At 41.7% G+C, this 15124-nt stretch carries 15 protein-coding genes; 13 read left to right on the forward strand and 2 right to left on the reverse strand.

What is annotated here, in order from left to right:
* Positions 1-13 precede the first annotated feature (13 nt).
* From purH to purB, 7 genes are all read left to right on the forward strand, one after another.
* Entirely contained in the window at positions 14-1561 is a 1548-nt protein-coding gene (gene purH, locus ACLV7Q_RS00405; RefSeq protein WP_218757522.1) for a bifunctional phosphoribosylaminoimidazolecarboxamide formyltransferase/IMP cyclohydrolase, read from the forward strand.
* A gap of 120 nt (positions 1562-1681) precedes the next feature.
* Complete coding sequence (gene purD, locus ACLV7Q_RS00410; RefSeq protein WP_218757523.1) at positions 1682-2944, forward strand: phosphoribosylamine--glycine ligase; 1263 nt, start codon at positions 1682-1684, stop codon at positions 2942-2944.
* A gap of 358 nt (positions 2945-3302) precedes the next feature.
* Complete coding sequence (purE, locus tag ACLV7Q_RS00415; protein WP_218757524.1) at positions 3303-3794, forward strand: 5-(carboxyamino)imidazole ribonucleotide mutase; 492 nt, start codon at positions 3303-3305, stop codon at positions 3792-3794.
* Positions 3781-4872: a 5-(carboxyamino)imidazole ribonucleotide synthase gene (purK, locus tag ACLV7Q_RS00420; protein ID WP_218757525.1), complete on the forward strand. Its 1092-nt coding sequence runs from the start codon at positions 3781-3783 to the stop codon at positions 4870-4872. The genes purE and purK overlap by 14 nt, the downstream gene beginning before the upstream one ends.
* Complete coding sequence (locus ACLV7Q_RS00425) at positions 4873-5361, forward strand: hypothetical protein (protein WP_176139928.1); 489 nt, start codon at positions 4873-4875, stop codon at positions 5359-5361.
* 108 nt (positions 5362-5469) lie between these two features.
* Positions 5470-6279 carry a hypothetical protein gene (locus ACLV7Q_RS00430; protein WP_176139927.1) on the forward strand — a complete coding sequence of 270 codons (810 nt, stop codon included), beginning with the start codon at positions 5470-5472 and terminating at the stop codon, positions 6277-6279.
* A 158-nt stretch (positions 6280-6437) separates the two neighbouring features.
* Entirely contained in the window at positions 6438-7733 is a 1296-nt protein-coding gene (gene purB, locus ACLV7Q_RS00435; protein WP_218757526.1) for an adenylosuccinate lyase, read from the forward strand.
* A gap of 227 nt (positions 7734-7960) precedes the next feature.
* Here the strand turns inward: purB and ACLV7Q_RS00440 are convergent, their stop codons facing one another.
* Together ACLV7Q_RS00440 and ACLV7Q_RS00445 are read right to left on the reverse strand one after the other, a co-directional pair.
* The gene (locus tag ACLV7Q_RS00440) at positions 7961-8083 is read right to left on the reverse strand and encodes a hypothetical protein (protein WP_411865974.1); all 123 of its coding nucleotides are present in this window, start codon (positions 8081-8083) and stop codon (positions 7961-7963) included.
* A 109-nt stretch (positions 8084-8192) separates the two neighbouring features.
* Positions 8193-8909, reverse strand: coding sequence for a GntR family transcriptional regulator (locus ACLV7Q_RS00445; RefSeq protein ID WP_061439975.1), 717 nt, complete (start codon positions 8907-8909; stop codon positions 8193-8195).
* Positions 8910-9256: 347 nt separating this feature from the next.
* Between ACLV7Q_RS00445 and ACLV7Q_RS00450 the strand changes: the two genes are divergently transcribed.
* The 6 genes from ACLV7Q_RS00450 to ACLV7Q_RS00475 all read left to right on the forward strand — a co-directional run bounded on the left by ACLV7Q_RS00450 (position 9257) and on the right by ACLV7Q_RS00475 (position 15038).
* On the forward strand, positions 9257-11044 hold the full coding sequence (locus tag ACLV7Q_RS00450) for a glycoside hydrolase family 35 protein (protein WP_218757527.1): 1788 nt from the start codon (positions 9257-9259) through the stop codon (positions 11042-11044).
* Positions 11041-11517: a PTS sugar transporter subunit IIB gene (locus ACLV7Q_RS00455; protein WP_050975943.1), complete on the forward strand. Its 477-nt coding sequence runs from the start codon at positions 11041-11043 to the stop codon at positions 11515-11517. The genes ACLV7Q_RS00450 and ACLV7Q_RS00455 overlap by 4 nt, the downstream gene beginning before the upstream one ends.
* Positions 11518-11544: 27 nt before the next feature.
* A complete protein-coding gene (locus ACLV7Q_RS00460) occupies positions 11545-12450 on the forward strand; it encodes a PTS mannose/fructose/sorbose/N-acetylgalactosamine transporter subunit IIC (RefSeq protein ID WP_000617006.1) in 906 nt (301 codons plus the stop codon).
* Positions 12437-13258, forward strand: a complete 822-nt coding sequence (locus tag ACLV7Q_RS00465) for a PTS system mannose/fructose/sorbose family transporter subunit IID (protein WP_016398555.1) — start codon at positions 12437-12439, stop codon at positions 13256-13258. Before ACLV7Q_RS00460 ends, ACLV7Q_RS00465 begins: the two co-directional genes overlap by 14 nt.
* 3 nt (positions 13259-13261) lie before the next feature.
* Positions 13262-13666, forward strand: a complete 405-nt coding sequence (locus ACLV7Q_RS00470) for a PTS sugar transporter subunit IIA (protein ID WP_218757528.1) — start codon at positions 13262-13264, stop codon at positions 13664-13666.
* A 205-nt stretch (positions 13667-13871) separates the two neighbouring features.
* The gene (locus tag ACLV7Q_RS00475) at positions 13872-15038 is read left to right on the forward strand and encodes an SIS domain-containing protein (RefSeq protein WP_218757529.1); all 1167 of its coding nucleotides are present in this window, start codon (positions 13872-13874) and stop codon (positions 15036-15038) included.
* The last annotated feature ends 86 nt before the right edge of the window (positions 15039-15124 follow it).

Genomic DNA, 15124 nt, shown 5'->3' on the forward strand with positions numbered 1-15124 from the left:
AAAGGAGAATATAATGACTAAACGCGCCTTAATCAGCGTCTCAGACAAAGCGGGTATTGTTGAATTTGCCCAAGAACTTAAAAAACTTGGTTGGGAGATTATCTCGACAGGTGGAACTAAGGTTGCCCTTGATAATGCTGGGGTAGACACCATTGCTATCGATGATGTGACCGGTTTTCCAGAAATGATGGACGGTCGTGTCAAGACCCTTCATCCAAATATCCACGGTGGGCTCCTCGCCCGTCGTGATTTGGATAGCCACTTGGAAGCGGCCAAGGAGAACCAAATTGAGCTTATCGACCTTGTAGTGGTCAACCTTTATCCTTTCAAGGAAACGATCCTCAAACCAGACGTGAGGTACGCTGATGCGGTTGAGAACATCGATATCGGTGGGCCATCTATGCTTCGCTCGGCAGCGAAGAATCATGCCAGCGTGACGGTTGTGGTAGACCCTGCTGACTATACAGTGGTTTTGGACGAGTTGTCAGCCAATGGTGAAACGACTTACGAAACGCGTCAACGTTTGGCAGCCAAAGTTTTCCGTCACACAGCGGCTTATGACGCCTTGATTGCAGAGTATTTCACAGCTCAAGTCGGAGAAAGCAAACCTGAAAAGCTCACTTTGACCTATGACCTCAAACAAGCTATGCGTTACGGTGAGAACCCTCAACAAGACGCGGATTTCTACCAAAAAGCTTTGCCAACGGATTACTCGATTGCATCCGCCAAACAGCTTAACGGTAAGGAATTGTCATTCAACAATATCCGTGACGCTGATGCGGCCATTCGTATCATCCGTGACTTCAAAGACCGTCCAACCGTTGTGGCTCTCAAACACATGAACCCATGTGGAATCGGTCAGGCTAACGACATCGAGACTGCTTGGGACTACGCTTATGAGTCTGATCCAGTTTCTATCTTTGGTGGGATTGTCGTTCTCAACCGTGAGGTTGATGCTGCGACAGCCGAGAAGATGCATGGTGTTTTCCTTGAAATCATCATCGCACCAAGTTATACGGATGAAGCGCTAGCTATTTTGACTAATAAAAAGAAAAACTTGCGTATCCTTGCCTTGCCATTTGATGCTCAAGAGGCTAGCGAAGTAGAAGCAGAATACACAGGTGTTGTCGGTGGACTTCTGGTACAAAACCAAGACGTGGTCAAAGAAAGCCCAGCTGACTGGCAAGTGGTGACCAAACGCCAGCCAACTGAGACAGAAGCGACTGCTCTTGAGTTTGCTTGGAAAGCTATCAAGTACGTCAAATCAAACGGTATCATCGTGACCAATGACCACATGACATTGGGTGTTGGTCCAGGTCAGACTAACCGTGTAGCTTCTGTTCGCATCGCTATTGACCAAGCTAAAGACCGTCTGGACGGCGCTGTTCTTGCTTCGGATGCCTTCTTCCCATTTGCGGATAATGTGGAAGAAATCGCCAAAGCAGGTATCAAGGCTATCATCCAGCCAGGTGGGTCCGTCCGTGACCAAGAGTCTATCGAAGCGGCGGATAAATATGGCTTGACCATGGTCTTCACAGGCGTGAGACATTTTAGACATTAAGAAGCAAAAGGGAAGAAAAAAGTTTCTTTCCTTTTTTGCGTAAAAACGCGGAGTGAAACAAGATTAAAACGAACGTTTATGGTATAATGTTAGTAAATAATTCGTAAAAGAGGTTGTGAGATGAAACTACTTGTTGTCGGTTCGGGTGGTCGTGAACATGCGATTGCTAAGAAGTTGCTTGAGTCAAAAGACGTTGAAAAAGTATTTGTAGCTCCTGGGAATGATGGGATGACTCTTGATAGTTTGGAATTGGTAAATATCTCTATTTCCGAACATTCTAAATTGATTGAGTTTGCAAAAGCCAACGATATTGCTTGGACCTTTATCGGGCCAGATGACGCCCTTGCGGCTGGTATCGTGGATGATTTCCATGCAGCTGGTCTCAAAGTCTTTGGTCCGACAAGATTGGCAGCTGAGCTGGAGTGGTCCAAGGATTTTGCCAAGGAAATCATGGTCAAATACGGCGTTCCGACAGCAGCCTATGGCACATTCTCAGACTTTGAGGAAGCCAAGGCCTATATCGAAAAGCAGGGTGCGCCTATCGTAGTCAAGGCGGATGGCTTGGCGCTTGGGAAGGGTGTCGTCGTTGCGGAGAAGGTTGAGCAAGCAGTCGAAGCAGCTCACGAGATGCTTTTGGACAATAAATTTGGTGGCTCAGGTGCGCGTGTGGTTATCGAGGAGTTTCTTGAAGGTGAGGAATTTTCACTCTTTGCCTTTGTCAATGGTGATAAGTTCTACATCATGCCAACGGCTCAGGACCACAAACGTGCCTACGATGGCGACAAGGGGCCTAACACTGGTGGGATGGGCGCCTATGCGCCAGTTCCTCACTTGCCACAGAGTATAGTTGACACAGCGGTGGAGACTATTGTCAAGCCAGTCCTTGAGGGCATGATTCAAGAAGGTCGTCCTTATCTGGGTATCCTTTACGCAGGGCTTATCTTGACAGCTGATGGACCTAAGGTCATCGAGTTTAATGCTCGCTTCGGAGATCCAGAAACTCAGATTATCTTGCCTCGTCTGACCTCTGATTTTGCACAAAATATTACGGATATCATCGATGGCAAGGAGCCAAACATCACCTGGACGGACAAGGGGGTGACTCTGGGTGTGGTTGTCGCATCAAACGGCTACCCACTAGACTATGAAAAAGGTGTCAAGTTGCCAGCCAAAACCGATGGCGACATCATTACCTACTATGCAGGGGCTAAGTTTGCGGAAAATAGCAGAGCACTGCTCTCAAACGGCGGACGAGTTTATATGCTCGTCACCACAGCAGAAACCGTCAAAGAAGCCCAAGACACCATCTACCAAGAACTCGCCCAACAAAAAATAGAAGGCCTCTTTTACCGAACAGATATCGGAAGCAAGGCTATTCGATAAAGATATAAGAAAAAGCGACGAAGTCGCCAAGTACGATAATGGTCGCTGTGGTGAAAAGACCAGAACAGTTTCTGTTCTGGTCTAGGGAAAATTTGAGACCTTAGGCTCAAATTTTAGGAATGAAACCGAAGGCTTGCTTCCGTCCCCACCACCTAAGACCAGTATCAAAAAAGAAAAAATTCACAAAATATGTTAATGGGCGCATAACATTGCGAGCTAATATAGAACAATCATCCAATCGTTCAGGGAAATTGGAAGCCCAAGGTCTTCCAATTTAGGCATGAGACACCTTTGGTGACTGCTGCCGTCCCTCACAACTTAAGGTGATTGAAAAAAGAAAAGAAAGAAAAGGGAAATTATGACTAAAGCAATTATTTCCATCATCATGGGCTCAAAATCCGACTGGGCCACCATGCAAAAAACAGCAGAGGTTCTAGACCGCTTCGGTGTAGCCTACGAAAAGAAAGTTGTTTCTGCTCACCGCACACCAGACCTTATGTTCAAGCATGCCGAAGAAGCGCGTAGTCGTGGTATCAAGGTCATCATCGCTGGCGCTGGAGGAGCAGCCCATTTGCCAGGTATGGTCGCAGCAAAAACAACCCTTCCAGTCATTGGGGTGCCTGTCAAATCGCGTGCGCTTAGTGGTGTGGACTCACTCTACTCTATCGTTCAGATGCCGGGTGGCGTGCCTGTTGCGACAATGGCTATTGGTGAAGCCGGTGCGACAAATGCGGCCCTCTTCGCCCTCCGTCTTCTTTCAGTAGAGGATCAAGCTATCGCGACAGCTTTGGCAGATTTTGCAGAAGAACAAGGAAAAATTGCAGAGGAGTCTACCAATGAGCTCATTTAAAACAATCGGAATTATCGGTGGTGGTCAACTGGGTCAGATGATGGCCATTTCTGCTATCTACATGGGCCACAAGGTTATCGCGCTGGATCCTGCTGCAGATTGCCCGGCCTCTTGCGTGGCGGAAATCATCGTGGCTCCTTATAACGATGTGGATGCTCTTCGTCAGTTGGCTGAGCGTTGCGATGTCCTCACCTATGAGTTTGAAAATGTCGATGCTGACGGTCTGGATGCGGTTATCAAGGATGGACAACTCCCTCAAGGGACAGACCTGCTTCGCATTTCTCAAAACCGTATTTTTGAAAAGGACTTTTTGTCAAACAAGGCTCAAGTAACTGTTGCTCCTTACAAGGTCGTAAATTCTAGCCAAGACTTGGCAGATATGGACCTGTCGAAAAACTATGTCCTCAAGACTGCGACAGGTGGCTACGATGGCCATGGACAAAAGGTCATTCGTTCAGAAGAAGATTTGGCAGAAGCCTATGTGCTAGCTGACTCAGCAGCCTGTGTTTTGGAAGAATTTGTCAACTTTGACCTTGAAATTTCCGTCATCGTGTCTGGAAATAGCAAGGACGTGACGATTTTTCCAGTTCAGGAAAATATCCACCGCAACAACATCCTCTCAAAAACCATTGTGCCTGCTCGCATTTCAGAAAGTCTAGCTGAAAAAGCTAAATCTATGGCAGTGCGAATCGCAGAACAGCTCAACCTGTCTGGAACTCTTTGCGTGGAAATGTTTGCGACAGCTGATGACATTATCGTCAACGAAATTGCTCCACGCCCACATAACTCTGGCCACTATTCAATTGAAGCCTGCGACTTCTCTCAGTTTGATACCCATATTCTAGGCATTCTCGGAGCACCATTGCCAGCTATCCACCTGCATGCCTCGGCCGTCATGCTTAATGTCCTCGGTCAGCATGTCGAGGTTGCTGAAAAATATGTCACAGAAAATCCAAGCGCCCACCTCCACATGTATGGTAAAATAGAAGCAAAGCATAATCGCAAGATGGGACATGTGACTTTGTTTAGTGATGTGCCGGATAGTGTGGTTGAGTTCGGGGAAGGGATTGATTTTTAGGTGAAAAAAATAATAGTATTAATAATAGTTGGTATTGCTTTTTACTCTATTCTTCTTGGCGTAGTGGTATCAGAAATATTTCAGAGTTTCTTTATATTGATTGTTTCAAATGTAATACTTGATTATTTTTATGAAATATTTGTAGCGTCGCACAAAATTACTAGTAGCATGAAATTCAGAGATGATTTTAATTCAGATTATTTTGATTTGTACTGGAATTTATCAAAAAATAGAATTCAGTTATTACTAAATTTAGCTTTATTTTCGATCTCTCTTAAATCTCTTTTTTCTGATAACATAGATATTATGAATAAATTTTTATTTTCAGTTATCTTGTTTGTTTTTGGTTTTATTGTTTGGATTATTTTATTACATATCGGAAAAAACCAAAAAATAATATTTGACTTGATGATGAAAAAACAATTAAACTATTCTGCTTATACTTCTGAAGAAATAAAATTAATCAATAATATCAAGCATAATATGTAACAATTAAATTTATTTTCAGGGATTTTTGTTGAAGGAATATGTTTACAGTAATCGTTGATACTAGCAAAAGAAGACAAGTTATTACAGATAAAAGATAAGGAATTTTAAATGAAAAAAACAGATAAGTTTAAAAATAATAGACTTTTCGATGATTTTGAGGGAATTAGTTTCAAAACAATTACTAATCAGGATAACTATGAGTTTATTACTCTCGAAACGTATATAATTGATTTGTTTAAACAATATATCAGTGTAATTAATGAAAGTCTAGAGTATTTTACTTATTATCGCGGAGATATTCTGAATTTGATGGAAGAAGATACTCAGGTGTTTTTAGAGAAGAAATTAAATAAATTTTTCATTGTTGGTCAAAAAGGGGTAAATTTTTACAGAGAAAATGAAGTTTGTTTAGATGATGAGATGAGCCAAATAGTTAAACATATTGATGGGGAGAGCGATTCAGAATTCAAAAAATATAAATCTAAGTTTATTTCGGTATCTGTCGGAGATTCTAGTCTTGAAATTGCACAAGAATATTCTAAGGGTTGTAATAACCCGAAAGGTGAGGGTTTAATTATTTTTGGATTTGAGGAAATTAATAATATGCTTGATCCCTCTCAACTGTATAGTTTCCCTAAGGAACTCTTAGAGTTATCAGATAGTGAGGGGGAAGTTTTACTTAGAGAAATAATTTACCCAGATAGTATTTTTGGCTTGTTTAGTATTTGTGATGGTCGTAAGAACTTTATTATTAATCCGTGGTTAGTTAATCGTTTAAAACAACTTAAAGATATTAAGAGTACTGATCGGAAAGATATAATAAAAGAAAAACCATTTTTCAAGATTAATCAAGTTAAATTTGATGAGTATCTTGAAGAATTAAATATGAAACGATATGCTATTCGTTATAGGAAATAATAATTAGTCGACTTACTTTATTGCACGAGTTGGAAAAATAAAATCATTTTATACTTATCTCTTAAACAAATATAGAAGTATATATTGAAAGTAAATTATTTAAGAATTTTGTTTAAATTTTTATAGTATTTTTAATTTAATAGATATGGAGAAACAACATGATCAACCGTTACTCTCGCCCTGAGATGGCGAACATTTGGAGTGAAGAAAATAAATACCGTGCTTGGCTTGAGGTGGAAATCTTGGCTGACGAGGCATGGGCTGAGTTGGGGGAAATCCCTAAGGAAGATGTGGCTTTGATTCGTGAGAAGGCGGACTTTGACATCGACCGTATTTTGGAGATTGAGCAGGAGACGCGCCACGATGTGGTAGCTTTCACGCGTGCGGTTTCTGAGACTCTGGGTGAAGAGTGCAAGTGGGTCCACTATGGTTTGACTTCTACCGACGTGGTGGACACGGGCTACGGTTACCTCTACAAGCAGGCCAACGACATCATCCGTCGTGACCTTGAAAACTTCACCAACATCATCGCTGACAAGGCCAAGGAGCACAAGTTCACCATCATGATGGGGCGTACCCACGGTGTGCATGCTGAGCCGACGACTTTTGGTCTTAAATTGGCGACTTGGTACAGCGAAATGAAGCGCAACATCGAGCGTTTCGAGCATGCGGCTACTGGTGTGGAAGCTGGTAAAATCTCTGGTGCGGTTGGTAACTTTGCCAACATCCCACCATTCGTTGAGCAATACGTCTGCGACAAATTGGGTATCCGTGCCCAAGAAATCTCAACACAGGTCCTTCCTCGTGACCTTCACGCTGAGTACTTTGCGGTTCTTGCCAGCATCGCGACTTCTATCGAGCGTATGGCGACTGAGATTCGTGGCTTGCAAAAATCAGAACAACGCGAAGTAGAAGAATTCTTTGCTAAGGGACAAAAAGGGTCTTCAGCAATGCCTCACAAACGCAACCCAATCGGTTCTGAGAACATGACTGGGCTTGCGCGTGTTATCCGTGGCCACATGATTACAGCTTATGAAAACGTGGCTCTCTGGCACGAACGTGACATTTCACACTCATCAGCTGAGCGCATCATCACACCAGATACAACCATTTTGATTGACTACATGCTCAACCGTTTTGGAAATATCGTCAAGAACTTGACAGTCTTCCCAGAAAACATGATTCGCAATATGAACTCAACTTTCGGTCTTATCTTCAGCCAACGCGCTATGTTGACCTTGATTGAAAAAGGCATGACCCGTGAGCAAGCCTATGACTTGGTACAACCAAAAACAGCCTACTCTTGGGACAACCAAGTAGACTTTAAACCACTTCTTGAGGCAGACTCTGAAGTAACATCACGCCTTACACAAGAAGAAATCGACGAAATCTTTAACCCTCTTTATTATACTAAACGAGTGGACGATATCTTTGAACGTCTTGGATTAGGATAATTAGAAAAAATCGAAGTTCTATTACTCTATTTATAGGAGTAGCAGAACTTCGATTTTTCTTTTTTATTCAAGCTCTTTTTATAAAAAGATTCCCAATGTTTTAGAAACAACAGCGTACTATTCCAACTTCAACATACTATACATTTTTAATAGGGTTTAGTTGAATTTGGAGTAGTACAATGTTACTTCTAAGGCATTTTTAGAATTTATACTCCTCGAAAATCTCCTCAAACCACGTCAGCTTCACCTTGCCGTAGGTATATGACACTGACTCTGTCAGTTCTATCCACAACCTCAAAACACTGTTTTGAGGTTGTGGATAGCTTCCTAGTTTGCTCTTTGATTTTCATTGAGTATTACTTTAAATTCCCTAATCGATTTGTCCATATTCTATTTCAATCTGCTATGTCATATAATAATCATAGAAAAAGCCCAAGCGATTAGGCTCAGGCTTTCTTCTTAGTGATCACGGTCACATGAGATGAATTTAATCTTGTAATAATCAGATCGTTTGTAAGTTTCACTGTATCCTAAAACTTGACCAGTTGATTCGAGTTTGGTGATTTTAGTTTGTAGGACAGTAGGGAATTGTTCATCGACTCCGAGGACTGAAGCCGCATGTTCTGGAGTTGGAAAGACTATTTCGTTGATTTCTTCAAAGTGTTCATCATTCATGTGAATGTGGTAGTCTAACTTGAAACGGTTATAGATAGAACTATAGTATTCAAGGTTTGGATAATTTGCGTTGATATATTGTTCTGGGATGTAGGATGTATGGTAGATATAAACGACACCGTTTGATTCGCGGACACGTTCAATCTTGTAGTAGAATTGATCGCCGCGTAGACCCAATTTTTCCAAGTAAACGAGCTTGTTTCCGCGTTCAATTGAAAGAACAGTTACCTTATCATCTTTAGCATTAAAGAGTTCAATATCTGAAAACTCTACAAGCTTGTGTTTGCGTGCACGTGAAACGAAGGTTCCTTTTCCTTGTTGGCGGACAATATAGCCATCTTTAGCAAGGTCGTTTAAGGCGCGGACAACTGTGATAGAACTGACATCGTACATTGAAATGAGCTCTGCTTCAGTGTAAAATTTATCTCCACTGCTAAACTGCCCAGAGATGATTTTATTTTTTAATTCGTCTTTTATGTATTGATATTTGGGAATTGCCATATTTTTACCTCTATTTTCCTTCTCCACAGAAAATTTTACCATAAAAGCGAAAAAAATAGTAGTCTTTTGAATAAAAAATTAGAAAAATAGTTTGAAAAATTAAGCTACATAAGCATTACTCATATTTTATAAATGTATTTTATACAAAATTATTTTAGGTTCCATATTCTGAATGTAAAGAGCGTTTGAAATGGGTCTGAAAATGTTTGAAACTAATTGAACGTGTGTATAATGGTAAAATTACAGTAAATATTCCGACAATTTCTATTGACAATTCAAACAGATTGGTTTATAATTACTATAACAACAAATGAAAACGCAAACTTTCGCGGTCAGAAGGTAGTTTTATGACACGATTTGAGATACGAGATGATTTTTATCTCGATGGAAAATCATTTAAGATTTTATCTGGCGCCATTCATTATTTTAGGGTTCCTCCAGAGGATTGGTATCATTCGCTCTATAACTTGAAGGCTCTTGGTTTTAATACAGTAGAGACTTATGTTGCTTGGAATTTACACGAGCCTCGTGAGGGTGAGTTTCACTTTGAAGGAGCTCTGGATTTGAAGCGGTTTCTTCAGACAGCACAAAATTTGGGTCTCTACGCTATCGTTCGTCCGTCACCCTTCATCTGTGCGGAATGGGAATTCGGTGGTTTACCAGCTTGGCTCTTAACCAAAGATATGAGGATTCGTTCATCAGATCCAGCCTATATTGAGGCTGTCGGTCGCTACTATGACCAGCTCTTACCACGATTGGTTCCACATCTGTTGGACAATGGTGGCAATATCCTCATGATGCAGGTTGAAAATGAGTATGGTTCTTACGGAGAAGATAAGGATTATCTGAGAGCAATTCGACAGCTAATGGAAGAGCGTGGCGTAACCTGTCCCCTCTTTACGTCAGATGGTCCATGGAGAGCTACTCTAAAAGCTGGAACCTTAATCGAAGATGACCTCTTTGTAACAGGGAACTTTGGTTCTAAGGCACCTTATAACTTTTCACAGATGCAGGAATTCTTTGATGAACATGGCAAAAAATGGCCACTCATGTGTATGGAGTTCTGGGATGGTTGGTTCAACCGTTGGAAAGAACCGATTATCACACGGGATCCAAAAGAATTGGCAGATGCAGTTCGAGAAGTTTTGGAACAAGGCTCTATCAATCTTTACATGTTCCACGGTGGTACAAACTTTGGCTTCATGAATGGTTGCTCGGCTCGAGGGACTTTGGACCTGCCACAAGTTACGTCTTATGATTACGATGCCCTTCTGGATGAAGAAGGAAATCCAACTGCTAAATATCTGGCAGTCAAGAAGATGATGGCGACACATTTCCCAGAGTATCCACAGTTGGAACCACTCTACAAAGAGAGTATGGAGTTGGATTCTATTCCACTAGTTGAAAAAGTTTCCTTGTTTGAAACCTTGGATAGCTTGTCAAGTCCGATAGAAAGTCTCTATCCTAAAAAGATGGAGGAGTTGGGACAAAGCTATGGTTACTTACTCTATCGAACAGAAACAAACTGGGATGCAGAAGAAGAAAGACTTCGTATCATTGATGGTCGAGATAGGGCCCAGCTTTATGTCGATGGTCAGTGGGTTAAAACCCAATACCAGACAGAGATTGGGGAAGATATTTTTTATCAAGGTGAAAAGAAAGCGCTATCTATGATAGATATCTTGGTAGAAAATATGGGGCGTGTCAACTATGGGCATAAGTTCTTAGCGGATACGCAACGTAAGGGAATTCGGACAGGGGTTTGTAAGGATTTGCACTTCTTACTAAACTGGAAACACTATCCACTCCCACTAGACAATCCTGAGAAAATTGATTTTTCAAAAGGATGGACAGCAGAACAACCAGCCTTTTACGCTTATGACTTTACAGTCCAAGAGCCAAAAGGTACTTACCTAGACTTGTCTGAGTTTGGTAAGGGAGTTGCCTTTGTCAATGGGCAGAATCTAGGACGTTTTTGGAACGTCGGCCCAACCCTCTCACTTTATATTCCTCATAGCTATCTCAAGGAAGGTGCCAATCGTATCATTATCTTTGAAACAGAAGGTCAATATAAAGAAGAGATTTATTTAACTCGTAAACCTACACTAAAACACATAAAGGGGGAAAACTTATGACAATTGTAGGATGCCGTATCGATGGACGTTTGATCCACGGACAAGTAGCCAACCTTTGGGCTGGAAAACTAAATGTTTCACGTATTATGGTTGTAGATGACGAAGTTGTCAACAACGACGTTGAAAAGAGTGGTTTGAAACTTGCGACACCACCAGGTGTGAAATTGAGTATTTTGCCAGTTGAGAAAGCTGCAGCCAATATTCTTGCTGGCAAATACGATAGCCAACGTCTCTTTATCGTGGCTCGTAAACCAGACCGCTTCCTTGGTTTGGTAGAAGCAGGTGTACCACTTGAAACCCTAAATGTTGGGAATATGTCTCAAACACCAGAAACTCGTTCTATTACACGTTCTATCAACGTAGTAGACAAGGATGTGGAAGACTTCCACAAACTGGCAGAAAAAGGTGTTAAACTTACTGCTCAGATGGTTCCAAATGATCCAATTTCAGACTTTTTGAGCTTATTAAAATAGGAAAAAAATTTTTAGGAGGTCATTGTTATGATACAATGGTGGCAAATTTTACTTCTCACTTTGTACTCAGCTTATCAAATCTGTGATGAGTTGACGATCGTTTCATCTGCAGGTTCCCCTGTATTTGCTGGTTTCATTACTGGTTTAATCATGGGAGATGTGACTACTGGTTTACTTATCGGTGGTAACTTGCAACTGTTCGTTCTTGGGGTTGGTACCTTCGGTGGTGCTTCTCGTATCGACGCAACTTCTGGTGCGGTTCTTGCGACAGCCTTCTCTGTTTCACAAGGAATTGATGCACCGCTTGCAATTACTACAATCGCTGTACCAGTAGCAGCTCTCTTGACTTACTTCGACGTTCTTGGACGTATGACTACTACCTTCTTCGCTCACCGTGTGGATGCTGCAATCGAACGCTATGACTATAAAGGTATTGAACGCAACTACCTGCTTGGTGCGATTCCTTGGGCTCTATCTCGTGCCCTTCCAGTCTTCTTTGCCCTTGCTTTTGGTGGTGAATTTGTACAAGGCGTAGTAGACTTCGTTACAGAATACCAATGGGTTGCAGATGGCTTGACACTCGCAGGACGTATGCTTCCAGGTCTTGGATTTGCAATCTTGCTTCGTTACCTTCCAGTTAAACGTAACCTTCACTACCTTGCTATGGGATTCGGTTTGACAGCTATGTTGACTGTTCTTTACTCATATGTAACAGGTCTTGGTGGCGCTGTTGCTGGTATCGTAGGTACTCTTCCTGCTGAAGTTGCTGAAAAAATTGGTTTCGTGAACAACTTCAAAGGTTTGTCTATGATTGGTATTTCTATCGTAGGTATTTTCCTTGCAGTGCTTCACTTCAAAAATAGCCAAAAAGTAGCTGTAGCAGCACCTTCTACACCATCAGAAAGTGGGGAAATCGAAGATGACGAATTCTAATTACAAACTTACAAAAGAAGATTTTAATCAAATCAACAAACGTAGCTTGTTTACTTTCCAATTAGGTTGGAACTACGAACGTATGCAAGCTTCTGGTTACCTTTACATGATCTTGCCTCAATTGCGTAAAATGTATGGGGATGGAACTCCTGAATTGAAAGAAATGATGAAAGTTCATACTCAATTCTTCAATACTTCACCATTCTTCCATACCATTATCGCTGGTTTTGACCTTGCCATGGAAGAAAAAGATGGTGTGGGTTCAAAAGACGCCGTTAACGGTATCAAGACAGGTTTGATGGGACCATTTGCTCCTCTTGGGGATACAATCTTTGGTTCACTTGTACCTGCTATCATGGGGTCAGTCGCAGCAACTATGGCTATCGCTGGTCAACCTTGGGGGATCTTCCTTTGGATTGCAGTTGCAGTTGCTTATGACATCTTCCGTTGGAAACAGTTGGAATTTGCTTACAAAGAAGGGGTTAACCTTATCAACAACATGCAAAGTACTTTGACAGCTTTGATTGACGCTGCATCTGTACTTGGTGTCTTCATGATGGGTGCTCTTGTAGCAACAGTGATTAACTTTGAAATTTCTTACAAATGGGCAATCGGTGAGAAGATGATTGACTTCCAAGACATCTTGAACCAAATCTTCCCACGCTTGCTTCCAGCAATCTTTACTGCCTTTATCTTCTGGTTGCTTGGTAAGAAAGGTATGAACTCTACTAAAGCTATCGGTATCATTATCGTACTTGCTTTGGCTCTTTCTGCCTTTGGTAAATTTGTACTTGGAATGGGCGCATAATTTATGACGCAATCATTAATTTTGGTGAGCCATGGTCGCTTCTGTGAGGAGCTTAAAGGTAGCACAGAAATGATTATGGGCCCACAAGACAACATTTACACAGTAGCTCTTCTTCCAGAAGATGGCCCAGAAGACTTTACTGCAAAATTTGAAGCTGCTATTGAAGGATTGGATGATTTCCTAGTCTTTGCGGATCTTCTCGGTGGGACACCTTGTAATGTGGTCAGTCGTTTGATCATGGAAGGTCGTGATATTGACCTTTATGCTGGGATGAATCTTCCAATGGTGATTGAATTTATCAATGCGAGCCTTACAGGCGCAGATGCGGACTACAAGAGTCGTGCTGCAGAAAGCATTGTGAAAGTCAATGACCTGTTAGCGGGCTTCGATGATGAAGAAGATGAATAATACTCTTCGAAAATCAAATTCAAACTACGTCAACGTCGCCTTGCCGTACTCAAGTACAGCCTGCGGCTAGTTTCCTAGTTTGCTCTTTGATTTTCATTGAGTATACGATTTGACAACGTGAAAATCGTTAGAGCATTTTATATAGAATATACATGGGAATGGGGCTTACTCCCATTCCCATCTTTAATAGAAAAAGAGGAACTCAATGCTACATTATACAAAAGAAGACTTGATCGAATTAGGTGCAGAAATCACTACACGTGAAATCTATCAACAGCCTGATGTATGGAAAGAAGCTTTTGAATCATACCAAGCACGCCGTGATGAAATTGCAGCCTTCCTACAAGGGATTGCTGATAAACATGACTATATCAAGGTTATCTTGACAGGTGCGGGGACTTCTGCTTATGTGGGAGAGACCTTGGTACCTTACTTTAAGGAAGTCTATGACGAACGCAAATGGAATTTCAATGCCATTGCGACCACAGATATTGTTGCCAATCCAGAAATCTATTTGAAAAAAGATGTGGCGACTGTCCTTGTATCCTTTGCTCGTAGTGGGAACTCGCCTGAAAGTGTGGCGACTGTTGATTTGGCAAAAGCCTTGGTGGATGAGTTTTATCAAGTGACTATTACTTGCGCAGCAGATGGGAAATTGGCTCTTCAAGCTCATGGAGATGACCGCAATCTCTTGCTTTTGCAACCAGCAGCCTCTAATGACGCTGGCTTTGCCATGACTTCTAGCTTTACCTCTATGATGTTGACAGCTCTCTTGGTCTTTGATCCTACAGAATTTGCTGTTAAGTCTGAACGTTTTGAAGTTGTATCTAGCCTTGCTCGTAAAGTTTTAGACAATGCAGAAGATGTCAAAGAACTTGTTGATTTAGACTTTAACCGTGTCATCTATCTAGGCGCTGGTCCTTTCTTTGGACTTGCTCATGAAGCTCAGCTCAAGATTTTGGAATTAACGGCTGGCCAAGTGGCGACCATGTATGAAAGTCCAGTTGGCTTCCGTCACGGTCCAAAATCACTGATTAACGAAGATACAGTTGTCTTGGTCTTTGGTACAACGACAGACTACACTCGGAAGTACGACTTGGACTTGGTTCGTGAAGTTGCTGGTGATCAGATTGCTCGTCGGATTGTGCTTTTGAGTGATCAAGCCTTTGGTCTTGAAAATGTCAAAGAAGTGGCCCTTGGTTGTGGCGGTGTCTTGAATGATATTTACCGTGTCTTCCCTTACATTGTTTATGCCCAACTCTTTGCCCTATTGACTTCACTCAAGGTAGAAAATAAACCTGATACACCGTCTCCTACAGGTACGGTAAACCGTGTGGTACAAGGTGTTATCATCCACGAATATCAAAAGTAAGACAGTGTTTATGAATTCTTGATAAAGGAGTTTGTAAATCATACAAGTAAACCATAGATTGTCAGTAGGCTTTCTATGGTTTGTTT

It is taken from the genome of Streptococcus mitis, assembly GCF_965111725.1.
GTDB classification, from domain to species: Bacteria; Bacillota; Bacilli; order Lactobacillales; family Streptococcaceae; genus Streptococcus; species Streptococcus mitis_DV.